We start from the raw sequence: 12240 nt of genomic DNA, 5'->3' as shown, positions 1-12240 counted from the left end.
GGCGGGCTCCGAAACTGCGAGCAGCGGGTTCTGATCCGTTCGTGTGGACGCCCATCTGTTCGGTCAGTTGTTGGTCCCGGAGGCCCACAGAACCGTTCCGTCGCTGTCGTAGATGACGAGATTGCCGTCGGGCTGGAAGAAGAGCGTGTCGTTGGGATGAGTGTTCGTCGCGCTTGACCACAGGGCGGTGCCAGTGGTGTGCGCGGTCTGGGGGTAGCTGACGAGTGGAGTGACCCCGGACACCCCTGACTTCTACAGCGAGTTCGCGCTCTCGTACTACGAGACAGAACTCGACGCCAGCGTCGTGGATCTGGTCTACCGCGGCACCCCGTTGACGCAGCAAATGGTCAGCCGACTGAATCCCGAAGTCTCCCTCACGGACATCGCGGATGATCTGACACAGATCAGCTACCCCTTCAGCAGGTGACGACTCCACCATGACCACCGACCGCACCACCTGCCACTGCGTTGTCTGCCAACAGATTGACGACCTCGCCCCTCATACTCGGGCGACGGCTGAAACCATCGACCGCCACGGCTGGCAGGTCGTCGGGGTTCCCGCCGACGACCTGGGACCCGGCTGGGCCTACACCATCGGCCTGTGGCACAGGCACCGCGTGCCCGAACTCGCCATGTTCGGCCTGGACATCCCCCTGATGCAGCCGGTCCTCAACGACCTCGGTGGGCGGGCCGTCGAGGGAGAACCCTTGGAAACCAACCAAGAACGGCACGACATCGCGAATGTCCCAGTCGTGCTGAAGCCGGTCGACTATGGGTGGTACAAGGCGTTCTTCGGTCAGGCAATCAGGTTCTATCGCAAGCCGCCGTTCCCGTTCCTACAGGTGGTGTGGCCCAACCGCGACGCGGTCTTCCCCTGGCAACAGGGCGGAGGAGACCTCCTCAGCCGCCAGCCTCAGTTGTGGCTACCCCCTCAGGAGCACCCGGCCGGAGTCTGGACGCAAGTCCTGTGAGCGGACACAGACGGACGATCGACTGAGGTACAGAGAGCAACGCCGAAGAAGCGGCCGACTTCGTCGAAGGGACGAAGGCCAGAGCCGACCGCGGCATCAGCCCGCTCCTGCATATCTCGGGCGAAAGGGACGACACCCTTGATCGTGGACACCGGTTGTTATGCGACGGTGGTCAGCACAGTTGACCGTTGTTCCTGCCGTGGAGCGTCTCTCGTTTCATGGTCGCGTTCAGCGATTCCACGGCAGCGTTGTCCGCGCTGGTGCCCATTGCTCCCCGTTATCTGATCACACCGAGGTCCGCGCATACCTACGCAAACCCCTCCGCTGCGTATTGCACGCCGTTGTCGCTGTGGAAGATCGCCCCGTGCAGGCCACGGGCACCCCGGGCGGCAGCCGCGGCCTTGAGAGCGTCGGTGACCAGCGAGGTGCGCATGTGATCGGCGATCGACCAGCCCGCCAGCCGTCTCGAGCACAGGTGCAACACCGTTGCCGGGTAGAGGAATTGGCCGTTGCCCACGGCCAGATAGGTTATGTCGCCGACATACCGGGTGTTCAGCTCGGGGACAGTGGTGCGGACCTTCTTGCGAAGGTGGAATCCGACGATGACGAGGCGTCGGCCGATGCGGCTGTGGCTCTGGGCTCGGTGTTCGGGCTGGGATCCCGTCCCTCCGAACTGCGCGCCTACGCGCGGGCGGTGGAGGGCACGCTGACCCGTTGGATCGGCGAGGCCTCGGGCCGGGGGCCACCAGCGCGAGGAGGCTCTGCAATGGGTTGTCGACATGTTGCAGCAGGCCGACCTGCTGGCGGACGACGCCCATCTGACCGCCGCGCTCGCAGGCAATCCCTTCCTTCCCTCAGGCTTCCAGGCGCGCCTGGACGGATTGGCCGAAGCCCTGGCCGAAGGGCCGCAGGCCGCTCAAACCGCCTGGGAACATGTGGCGGAGCACCAACTCGCAGCCGTCCTCTGCCCGAAGCGGGTCGAACTCGCTCGTATGGCGGTAAGGCTGCGGCGCTGGCTGGACGCAGCGGAACCGACCGTCTCCTCGGTCGGGCAGGCCGTGCGTACACATGTCGCCGACTGGGGGTGAGTGGACCGGGCACTGGCACGGCTGTGGGTGGGAGACGGAGAGGCCGAGCCCGCGCTGGCGCTGGCGTATCGCACGTTGCACGACGCGGCGCGACGGCGACGGGCCACACTCGACGAGGCTTTCGTGGCCCGGCTCGGGCCGTGGGTCAAACGCGCCACCGCCGCACAGCCCGGTCGGGCGCTACCCATTGAAGACGTCCTGCGGAGCGTCGCGCTGCCGCTGGCGAAGGTACGGCCACCGGTGATGATGGTCCTGGACGGGATGACCAGTGCGGTCGGTGCCCAGCTCGGCGGGGAGCTGACCGTCACCGGACGGTGGAGCGAACTGTCCGGCGCCGGGCAGCGGGCCGCCGCCGTGGCGATGGTCCCTTCGGTCACGGCGATCAGCCGTGCGACCTTGCTGTGCGGACGGCCGGTGTCCGGCGGTCAGGACGAGGAGAAGGAAGGCTTCGCCGCTTTCTGGGAACAGCACCGGCACACGGCGGTCCTCTTCCACAAGAATGAGATCCCCGGACCGGCCGGGCAGTTGCTCGATTCGCGACTGGTCGCGGCAGTCGCCTCGGACGATGTGGTCGCTGTGGTACTGATCACGATCGGCGAGAATCTCGATCACGGACAGCGGAGCTCACTCGCCGACTGGTCGGTGAGCCAGGTGAAGTACCTCGCCGAACTGCTCAACGCCGCGCGTGGGCAAGGGCGTCCGGTGGTAGTGGTGTCCGGCCACGGACATGTGCTGGACCGGGCGGAAGCCGGGTGCGAGTTGTCGGCCGCAGAGGGCGTGGAGTCAGCTCACTGGCGTACGTGGACGGAAGTCGGTGAGGGCGAGGTCGCGCTTTCCGGACCCCAGGTACTGGAGAACGGCGGCCGGGTCACCGTGCCCTGGTCGGAGGGAGATCCGCTACACCCCGCGCAAGGCCGGATATCAAGGCGGTGCCGCACTCGCCGAGATGGCGGTACCTGTACTGGTCCTGGCCCCGTCGGCGGAGCTGGCACCCCCGGAGTGGCGCGAGCTGCCACGCGAGTCCGTACAGCCGGCGTGGTCGGACGCGGAAGCCGGGTCCACGACGGCGCCCGTCCCTGTCAAGCAGGTGAAGAGGGCGACGAAGGTCAAGCCGAAGCCACGGCCGCAGGAAGGCGAGTGTTCGCCGACGACGCGATCGAGGCGCCCGTCGCAGCCCCTCCGGTGGAACCGGCCGCACTCACGCTCGGCATGCGGATACTCGACACCACGATCTACAAGCATCAGCGCAAGTTCGTCCGCAAGGCGCCGGAGCACAAGGTGGTGGCCGCCGTCATAGACGCGCTCGCACGCTCTCACTCGCGGCGGTCGCTGCCGCCGCCATCGGCTCGGGCGGCCGTACGAACACCCGTCCCGAAGGCCTGGTGACCGTGCTGACCCGGCCGTTGAACATCGAGGGCTACGAGGTCATCAGCCTGATCGACTCCCGGACCAGGGTCCGGGGTCGTTGGACGACCAGTACAATGCATCGGGCTGTCCGCGACGGTGGGCAACCTTGATGAGCTGTTCAGCTGGCTCCAGGGCTCGGCGAGCGGGCACCGTCCGGCGCGGGTCGTCGCCCCACACCTGCGCGAGGAATCCCCCGCGCTGCCGCCTCCCGGCGACATCCAGGTCGACTACGAGGGCTCCTTGGAGAACGCGGCCACGGTGATCGCGGCGCTGCACCGCGGCCAGAAGCGGCTCGTGTTCTGCGAATCGCGCCGAGAGGTCGAGAAGCTCGGAGAGAGCCTGCGGGCCAAAGGCGTGACCACTTTCCTGTCCCACGCGTCCCTCTCTGTGGATGAACGGCGGCGAGCAGAGGAAGCCTTCGCCGAAGCACGCGACTGCGTGATCGTCTCCACCAGCACCCTGGAACTCGGCATCGACGTAGGCGACTTGGACCGCGTCATCCAGATCGATGCACCCGCCACCGTGGCCTCTTTCCTCCAGCGTCTTGGCCGGACCGGCCGACGGCCGGGTTCCACCCGCAACTGTCTGTTCCTCACCGTCGACGAAGACGGACTGATCGCTGCGGCAGCCCTGCTGCTGTGGTCGCGCGGTTGGGTGGAGCCGGTGGTGACCCCGCCGGAGCCTCGGCCGAACCTATCGTGCGCCACCTGGTCGATGAGGGATTCCTGAGCCAGGACGGAGGGATGCTGCTCATCGGCCCCGAGGCGGAACGCCGCTTCGGCTACCGGCACTTCATGGACCTCACCGCGGTGTTCACCGCGGCTCCGGAGTTCACGGTGCTCGCGGGCCGTACAGAGATCGGCACGACCAATCCCGCGCTGCTGACCGAAGAGGTGGTGGGGCCTCGGCGCCTGCTCCCCGCCGGGCAGAGCTGGCAGGTGACGTACATCGACTGGTCCCGGCGGCGATGCTTCGTCGAACCGGTCGACGGCGGCGGGAAGGCGCGCTGGGGAGGAGCAGCTTCCGGCCGGACCGCCTCGTACGAACTGACGCGCGCGGCACGGGAAGTACTCCTCGGCGTCGACCCACCGGTCGCCCTCACCGGGCGCGCCAAGACCGCGCTCACTCAGGCACGCGAGAGCAGCTCGGAACTGGTCCACCCTGACGGGACGATGGTCGTAAGGGGCGGATGCGGCACCAGTGTGCGCTGGTGGACCTGGGCCGGCTACCGGGCCAACGCCACCCTGGCCGCCACGCTCACCACGATCGCCGATCCCCTCCAGCGGCCAACTGACACCTGCATCCGACTTCGCGAGGACGCGACGCCCGCAGAATGGAGGAAGGTCATTTCGGAGGCCGCCGATCAGCTGTGCCTTCCGGCAGTGGACGCGCGTGCGCTGAACGGCCTCAAGTTCAACGCCGCACTGCCGACCCGGCTCGCGGAGGCCACCCTTGCCGCTCGGCTCGCGGATCTGGACGGTGCGACGGCCGCGCTCAGAGGACCGACCAGGTTCACAGTTCTGGGGCAGTGACTTGGGCATCGATCATCGGTGGGGCCAACAGACCGACACAGTGAACCGGCTTCAGAAGATCAGGCTCGTACGTCTCGCTGCTGAACTTCCTTGAGGACTCCGGCCACCGTCACGAAATCGTTGTCCACGTGGAGCACGGTGTGCCCGTGATGGACCGCGGTCGCACACACCAACAGATCGATCGCTCCAGCCGCGCGATGCCGGCCCCGCTGGGTCAGTTTGTACTGGGCCGTGTCGACCCAACGCCAGGCGTTCTTCGGAACCGGAGAGAGCGAGCAGAGCGCGTCCAGTTCCTCTGCGAGCTCATCCCGATGGGACGGGCTGGTTGCCGAGTAGAGAAATTCGGCCCGTGTCGGCTCGCAGATGTGGAACACCCCGGCGGCAATGTGTCCCTCCCAGGGCCGCAACGCGCCTGGGGTGCGAAACAGGTGCCACAGAGCCGAGGTGTCCACCAGATACGTGATCACTCGAAGGCCTCGCGCCGGGCACGCTTCTCCGCGTCATGCGCCGCCGCGGCCTGCTCGAACTCGCCACGCGCACCGCGCGCGGCCAGCTTCTCCGCAGCCTCGAGCCTCTTGATCCGCGCCACATAGTCCCGAAGGGCTGCGTTGACGGTCTCCTTTTTCGTCGTGACGCCCATGAGCCGCATGGCCTCGGCCAGCGCCTCGTCGTCGAGATCAATCTGCGTGACGGACATCGGACACCTCCAACATCCACGATGTATGTACCCAAGATACATCACCAACATTGGGCGCAGCCATCGATCACAAACAAACCACGCGAGGGAAGTGCGCTGGATGTCGGGACGTTCCCATGGGCCACTTCCCGCCACGGGGCGAGGCGGCGAAGACCTGCTCGACGTCGACACGAAATACCACGTAGGCACCATGCCCGACTTGACCGGAATCGGCGTCCAAAATTTGTCCAGACGATCATGAAATCATGATCACGACAGGGCCGCCAGGACCCTCAACTCGCCCGACCCTCCAGCAAAGTTGCCAGTCAGATCGATTCTGCTCGCGTAGCGAGTGGTGGGGCGGGTGGGACTCGAACCCACGGCCGACGGATTATGAGTCCTTTGGGGATCTTGGCGGTCCTTGCCGATCAACGCTCATCCTTGACGTTTTCGCAGGTCAGATGCGGTTATCCATGTTGGAGCTAGTCAGCCCTTGTCAGTCTGTTCCTGTCCTTGCGGCCTCAACTCGGCCTCAATGAGGCCCGGCAGGATCGTGCCGAAGGCATGGAGAACGATCGCGCCAGCTCAAGGACGGCCTTCGAACCCGCCCGCAGCGGATTTTCATTCCAACGCGCAGAGGCTCCGCCCTGGGTGTCGGGGCGGAGCCTCTGCGGCAGTGGCGCACCACACTCATGCCTACGGCCTTAGTACTGGTCCCGCGTGTTTCTTGATCCGGAACGCAGGATCGGACGAAGGCCGCTCTGACATGCGGCGATTACCCCTCCGGGCGAACCCGGATGAGACTCGTTCGACAGCCGCGGGTTAAGCCGATTTCGATTTGGCGTTCGGGCCGCAGGGGACCGGGTCGGTGGACAGGAAGCGTCCGGCGGTCCGCTCGGCAAACGCCTATGACGACTGCAACGTAACCGGTCAACCGCTACGACCTGCCGTCCTCTGCGGCCCCACCGGCCGCCGGCAGGCAGCAGGGCGCTGTAGGCCGTCAGCGCATCGACGTGGAGGACGCGAGCCGCCTCGGACAGATCGTCACAGCCTGGCGGGCAGCCCTCTTCGGTGGGGCCCGGCGCGCACCGCAGCAGCGTGACGACCATCTCGACCGCGGTCACGGGCGGAGGCTGACAGTTCCGCAGGTCTCTCACAGTCTGGTCCGGCGACGGGAAGGTGGTCGTCGACGGGTAGATGCGGGTCACGTTGACCGTGAGCTGCCCGGACGCCGCGCCGCTGCACGGGTCTTCGCAGCCATCCCAGGCCGCGGTGCCGGGCACATCGCAGCGACGGCACTCCGGGCAGCCCGACTGGTCCTCGACCTGGGTTGCGGTCTCGTGGTCGGAGACGTCGTACACCGCGCCCCCTCGCGGTCGCTTCGCCATCAAACATGTTTCGACGGTAATCGAACCCTTGGCGCCCTCCATTCGGCGACACCTACGTTGAGACGTCCAGCAATCCACCGCCGAGCAGCAATCCATGGCACGCACCATAAGGGGGTACCAATGCAAAGCAGATTGTCAAAGATCAGGGCGATGTTCGCGGTTGCCGTGGCCACTCTGGCGCTGACCTTCAGCGCCGGCGTCGCATCAGCCGGTGCTGAAGGCGCCACCAGCCCCTACGCCTCCCAGGCCAAGCAGGCGGGACTCACCGCCTCTCAGACTTCGGCACTCCAGAACGAAGTGGACGGGTATCTCACCCAGACAGGCGGGAAGCAGGTGGCCGCCAACGTGATCGACCTGGGCGGCAAGAACCTGATGTTCGTGGCTGTCCCTGGCGAAGCTCACCCCCGCGACATGACCAAGGGGGCGCTGGCTGACCCCTGCGCCTCGTCTGTCGACTACGGATACTTCTGCGCCTACAGCGGCATCAACTTCACGGGCTCGTCGATCCCCATGTACAGCTGCGCCCGCTACAGGATCCCGTGGACGGCTGATGGGTCGTGGATCAACAACCAAACCACGGGTACCGTTGCCAACTTCTTGGACGACAGTGGCGTCTCGCGCTGGCACGACGGAGGTGCCCTCAGCTGGGACGACGACGCCCCCTGGTACTGGGTCCACTGGGTGAAGAACTGCTGAGTGGCGTCAGCGGCTGCCAGTGAGGCAGGCAAAGGAGGTGCGTGACCGGGGTTCGTCCCGCTCGACAGCCTGGTTCGGAGTCGCGTCGGACGTCCCTGGTTCGGGCGGAGGGGCAGCCCAGCAAGAGTCCTTTGAGGATCTGTGCGATCCTTGCCGATCAATGCTCATCTTGACGTTTTCGCAGGTCAGATGAGGTAATCCATGTGGGTGCTCCTCAGCCCGTGCCAGTCTGTTCCTGTCCTTGCGGCCTCAACGAGGCCCGGCAAGATGACACTGAAGGCGTAGAGGACGATCGCGCCAGCTCTAGGACGGGAATCGAACCCGCGCGCAGCGGATTCCCCGTCCAACATGCAGAGGCTCCGCCCCTCTACTCGGGGCGGAGCCTCTGTAGCCATTTCCGCAGGCCAGTCGTTGTCTCGTCAGTTAATCCGGCTCAGTCACCTTCTTCCAGAGCGAGTTGGCGAGATCGGGCGGGCTGCGGCTTCGGGCGCGCGGTGTGGAGGATGAACACTCCGCCGGGGGCTCGCCCAGCTTTGTGTCGGTCGAAGGGTGGATTGGCGTACAGCTGGCTTCTGCGCAGCCATGCACGCGGCGTGTCTGCCGATTCCCGGGATGACGCCGTGCAGCCACTGGCCGAGGGCCGATTGGAACAGATGTCCGGGATGCATCTCATCTTTAAATCTTGACGACATGGACACGGATTTGAAGACCGTGTGCGCTCCGCCCTGCATGGAGGGTGGGCTCACAGCCTTGCAGAAGTCGAGAGATGAGCCCGCCTGTGAAAACTGTCCTCCGGCGACTTGGGCTGACCGTGCTGCTGGCCCCGATACTCGCCCTGCTCCTGGGAAGTGTCGGCCCGGCTCAAGCGGCGCAAGCCCCTCACACTTTGAGAGGCGGACAGTCGCTGGCCACGGGCGGCAAGCTTCAGTCCCCTGACGGCCGCTACACGCTGATCATGCAGACCGACGGCAACCTGGTCCTGTACCGAGGCAGCGATCCCGCCCTTTGGGCGAGCGGCACCGCGGGCCGTCCGGGCACCGTGGCGCAGATGCAGACGGATGGCAATCTCGTGCTCTACGCGCCGAGTCATGTCCCGATCTGGGCCAGCAGCACCGCAGGCCACCCTGGTGCCTACCTCGAACTGCAGAACGATGGAAATGCGGTAATTTACCGTGATCCAGGGCATGTTGCCGTCTGGGCTTCACGCACGTCGGGCGGAGGTACGTCGGCGACTCCGATCACTCCTGTCTACAACGACTCCCGTAACGTGCCCTGCGCATCGGGGACTCGAGACCTTGGAGTGGCGGACGGCTACCACAACTCCGCCAGGGTGCTCATCCGCCTGTGCGCGGTGGCAGGTCTGCGCAGCACGAGCGAAGAGAGCGGGAACACCGCCTATCGGGTACCCGGCGCGAACGGTGAGGCTGTGGTGAACTCTCGCGTATCGGGTGCCATCGCAGCCATGCTCCGCTCGGCAAGGGCGTCAGGACTCACCCTGAACGCTTCCAGCGCGTTTCGGACCATGGCGCACCAGCAGGCCCTGTGCAACGCCAATTCCCTCTGCCGGCAGGGCAACTACAGCCGTGTGGCTCGCCCTGGGACTTCGAACCATCAGATGGGATTGGCCATCGACTTTGCAGGCATCGACGCCTCGGTCGGCTGCATCAACGGATCGGGGCCGACGTGGACGTGGTTGCGCACCAACGCAGCCAGGTTCGGATTCCACCAGTACAGGAACGAGCACTGGCACTGGGATGTGCTGTCCGATAGCACCCGCTGCTGACTGCTGAGAATCGGCTGGCGATGCTCAGCAGCAGGAAATACATCGCCAACCGCGGCGGCCCCTCGTTGAACGAGGGGCCGCATGCTGGTCAAGTCGTACGTGGTCAGGTGGAACTGGTCTTCGGGCTACGGTTGCGGGAGCGCCGTTTTGTGCTGGGGCTGGTCTCGGCTGCCGGTTGGGCATCCCATCACGGAGTCCCCGAGAAAGACCGCCGCCCGCTCCGCTTGCTGCACCCGGAACGTCAGCAGTTCCTTGTCCGCCCACGTCCGCAACCACTCCTGCACCGCAACCGCCTCGGCCGCGCCCGACGTCGGCGTCTCCTCGTCGGCGTGCTCCGCACCCTCGACCGCGACCTTCTGCTCCGAACCCAGGAGGTAACCGAGCGCGGTGTCCACGAGGTTGGCCGCGTCGCCGAGTTCCGGTGCTCCAGCGCGCCCGTGTCACCACCGGCCGCAGCGAGCTGCCCGGCCTGGTTGTTGTCGTACGACGCGAGCACCTTGTATGCGGCCAGCCGCTGCAACTCATCCGGTGGCACCCGCGTCCTGGTCAGCTCCGGAAACGCGCGGCTCCCCGGACGACCGGCGTCGGCCATCACCGGCTTGTAGTTCAGCCACGACCACGCATCGATCACGAATTGGCGCAGGCCCATCAGGGGCGGTTCCTCCGTCGTCAGCCCCGCGCTGAAGGACCAGGGTAGTCATGCGACCTGCCGTGATGACCGACCCACAAGTCTCTGATCAGTAGCGCCGAGCGTCAGAAAGAGCAGCAGCCGCACTCTTGATCTCGTCAGCTGCCGTACTGAGCTTCCCCGGCAGGGCGGCCAGGCGCGACAGCGCAGGCAGGCTGTCCTGCAGATGCTGAAGATCTTCACTAGCCTTCAGCAGCGTGGGGGCATTGTCCTGGAGGTGCGCCAGCCCCTCGCTGGCCCGGTACACCATCCAGGCCGAGTCCTCGGACACCCCAGGTCGACGGCCCCGCAGTTCCTCCATATCCGACTTGAGAATCCTCATCAAAGACGCCAGCTCCGGCATCTGCCGCGCGACCGCACCCAGAACCGGGACGATCCGCTCGACATAAGCCTCCTGCGCCTCTTGAATCATCTCGGCCAGCCGCTCTTCCGTCAGCCCGCTTAACCCTGCCAAGGCAGCCTGCCCGTCAGCCTCACGGGCGTACTTCCAGCTTTCCAGGATCTCCACGGTGTACTTCTCGCCTCCCTTCCCATCGACCCGCTTGTGATGGACATTACACAGGAGCAATAGGTTGGCGAAGCTGTTGCGCTCCTTCACACTCCACGACTCGGTGTACCGCTTCCCGTCCGGCTTGAGAGCACGAATGTGTGCAATCTCAAGACTGAGAACCGGCTCCCCGTCGATCATGCGCAGGGTCGGCGCCCCACACTCTGGGGCGTAACACCCGCCCCGGGCCAGGGTCATCAACGCAGCAATGTCGGCGCTGCTGTACTTCCGGCGCAGATCCTCGGTCATGGCCATCCTCCTGGTCGAGCCAAAATTCCTAGCTCGAACGGTAAGGGGTGCCACTGACAACTCACCTTCGCCGTAGGTGAGTTCACAACCGCATCCAGCCATCACCGCCTGCCTGTCAACCGCTGATCATCCCCACCGCGCGGCGGCGGCATCGTCGGATCAAAGAACAGATCCCACGGCGCCCACACCGCGCTGTCGAGCCGGTCTGGCGAGTCCTCCGTCTCCCCTGCCCCACGAACGTCGTCATCTGTTCCTCCGACTCTGCGAACACCCGCGCCGAGCCGACGTGATGCACCCGTACCTGCTCGTACAGCTGAGCGGCCGGAGCCGCCCGAGCCCGCTTCCCCCGCGTCGCATGAACGATCCGCCAGTTCACCATCGGATCTAATTGCTCCAGCAGCGCGGGCAAGTAGTCGCCACCGTTGTTCGCCTCGATGACCACGCAGCCCGCACGGTGCTCGTGGTACAGCGTCGCGGCCCGCTTCATCGCCTGCGTCGGCGTGTACCGGTCCTGCTCCGCGTGCAGCAGATACCCGCGGGGCCGGTCGTCCCCGTACATCGACTCCACCGGGAACCCGCGCCCCGCCACGGTGAAGGCCGTCATGTCCGCGTTCTCATGGGACTTCGTAGCCGGGTCGACCGCGACCACCACCCGCTGAAGGTCCGGCAGATGCTCGGGCCGAGGACGGAAGCCCTCGACCTCCAGCATCCATCCCTTCCACAGTGCGCCCTCAACGTCCTCCAGGAGCTCGCCGGACAACTCCTGCCGCCCCAGCCGGGTGCCGGCGTACTCCTCCTCCAACTCCTCCCGAGCCGCCGCCGACAGGTTGGCATCGTTCTCCCGCATGTGCCCGCGGGTCAGCACCACCCGCGGTGGCGCGCCGCCCTCCTCGTGAGCCTTCTCCTGGGTGCGGCCGCGCTCTACGAGTCGCTTCACATGCGGGAGCGGTTTCGGCGTGGTGGAGATGACGACCTGCGGGATGTCCGCCTCTCGCAGACAGAACCACAGCATGTCGTAGACCTCTTGCGCGGTATGCCGCGACCAGGCCGCGTACTCGTCCAACCACGCCTTGTCGAACGCCCACACACGCAGGTTGTCCGGCGTCTCCGCACCGAACCCGCGAATCAGCGTGCCGTTCGTCAGCTTCAGGACCGTGTCGCCGAGCGACGAGTTGTACTTCGCCACCTCCTCGGGCGAAAACACCGACAGCAGGC

General features: G+C 66.0%; 12 protein-coding genes and 2 pseudogenes. 7 read left to right on the top strand and 7 right to left on the bottom strand.

Going from position 1 to position 12240, the window contains the following annotated elements; genetic code table 11:
• Positions 1–63 precede the first annotated feature (63 nt).
• The gene (locus tag OC490_RS10595) at positions 64–243 is read right to left on the bottom strand and encodes a hypothetical protein (protein WP_262057617.1); all 180 of its coding nucleotides are present in this window, start codon (positions 241–243) and stop codon (positions 64–66) included.
• Between OC490_RS10595 and OC490_RS10590 the strand changes: the two genes are divergently transcribed.
• Together OC490_RS10590 and OC490_RS10585 are read left to right on the top strand one after the other, a co-directional pair.
• Positions 230–427 carry a hypothetical protein gene (locus tag OC490_RS10590; protein ID WP_262057616.1) on the top strand — a complete coding sequence of 66 codons (198 nt, stop codon included), beginning with the start codon at positions 230–232 and terminating at the stop codon, positions 425–427. The genes OC490_RS10595 and OC490_RS10590 overlap by 14 nt on opposite strands.
• 10 nt (positions 428–437) lie before the next feature.
• Positions 438–971, top strand: a complete 534-nt coding sequence (locus OC490_RS10585; protein ID WP_262057615.1) for a DUF4262 domain-containing protein — start codon at positions 438–440, stop codon at positions 969–971.
• A 193-nt stretch (positions 972–1164) separates the two neighbouring features.
• Here OC490_RS10585 and OC490_RS10580 read toward each other — a convergent pair.
• Positions 1165–1662: pseudogene (locus tag OC490_RS10580) on the bottom strand (DDE-type integrase/transposase/recombinase); the annotation flags it as partial.
• Positions 1663–1750: 88 nt separating this feature from the next.
• Between OC490_RS10580 and OC490_RS10575 the strand changes: the two are divergent.
• The 3 genes and pseudogenes from OC490_RS10575 to OC490_RS10565 all read left to right on the top strand — a co-directional run.
• The gene (locus OC490_RS10575) at positions 1751–2059 is read left to right on the top strand and encodes a hypothetical protein (protein ID WP_262057614.1); all 309 of its coding nucleotides are present in this window, start codon (positions 1751–1753) and stop codon (positions 2057–2059) included.
• On the top strand, positions 2060–3445 hold the full coding sequence (gene pglZ / locus OC490_RS10570; RefSeq protein ID WP_262057613.1) for a BREX-2 system phosphatase PglZ: 1386 nt from the start codon (positions 2060–2062) through the stop codon (positions 3443–3445).
• A 75-nt stretch (positions 3446–3520) separates the two neighbouring features.
• Positions 3521–4998: pseudogene (locus tag OC490_RS10565) on the top strand (helicase-related protein); the annotation flags it as partial.
• A gap of 59 nt (positions 4999–5057) precedes the next feature.
• Here OC490_RS10565 and OC490_RS10560 read toward each other — a convergent pair.
• Both OC490_RS10560 and OC490_RS10555 read right to left on the bottom strand, forming a co-directional pair.
• Positions 5058–5465 carry a PIN domain nuclease gene (locus tag OC490_RS10560; RefSeq protein ID WP_262057612.1) on the bottom strand — a complete coding sequence of 136 codons (408 nt, stop codon included), beginning with the start codon at positions 5463–5465 and terminating at the stop codon, positions 5058–5060.
• Positions 5462–5695, bottom strand: a complete 234-nt coding sequence (locus tag OC490_RS10555; protein ID WP_053672219.1) for a type II toxin-antitoxin system VapB family antitoxin — start codon at positions 5693–5695, stop codon at positions 5462–5464. Before OC490_RS10555 ends, OC490_RS10560 begins: the two co-directional genes overlap by 4 nt.
• A gap of 1517 nt (positions 5696–7212) precedes the next feature.
• Here OC490_RS10555 and OC490_RS10550 point away from each other — a divergent pair.
• The gene (locus OC490_RS10550) at positions 7213–7758 is read left to right on the top strand and encodes a hypothetical protein (RefSeq protein ID WP_262057611.1); all 546 of its coding nucleotides are present in this window, start codon (positions 7213–7215) and stop codon (positions 7756–7758) included.
• Between the two features lie 778 nt (positions 7759–8536).
• On the top strand, positions 8537–9541 hold the full coding sequence (locus OC490_RS10545) for a D-alanyl-D-alanine carboxypeptidase family protein (protein ID WP_262057610.1): 1005 nt from the start codon (positions 8537–8539) through the stop codon (positions 9539–9541).
• Between the two features lie 125 nt (positions 9542–9666).
• Here the strand turns inward: OC490_RS10545 and OC490_RS10540 are convergent, their stop codons facing one another.
• The 3 genes from OC490_RS10540 to OC490_RS10530 all read right to left on the bottom strand — a co-directional run bounded on the left by OC490_RS10540 (position 9667) and on the right by OC490_RS10530 (position 12211).
• Positions 9667–9936, bottom strand: coding sequence for a hypothetical protein (locus tag OC490_RS10540; protein WP_262057609.1), 270 nt, complete (start codon positions 9934–9936; stop codon positions 9667–9669).
• Between the two features lie 342 nt (positions 9937–10278).
• The gene (locus tag OC490_RS10535) at positions 10279–11025 is read right to left on the bottom strand and encodes a hypothetical protein (RefSeq protein WP_262057608.1); all 747 of its coding nucleotides are present in this window, start codon (positions 11023–11025) and stop codon (positions 10279–10281) included.
• 115 nt (positions 11026–11140) lie between these two features.
• Positions 11141–12211: a terminase large subunit domain-containing protein gene (locus OC490_RS10530; protein ID WP_262057607.1), complete on the bottom strand. Its 1071-nt coding sequence runs from the start codon at positions 12209–12211 to the stop codon at positions 11141–11143.
• Positions 12212–12240 lie beyond the last annotated feature (29 nt).

Source organism: Streptomyces sp. STR69 (assembly GCF_024519455.1).
Taxonomy (GTDB): domain Bacteria; phylum Actinomycetota; class Actinomycetes; order Streptomycetales; family Streptomycetaceae; genus Streptomyces.
Note: the sequence above shows the minus strand (reverse complement) of the source record. Positions and strands in the feature narration are given on the sequence as shown.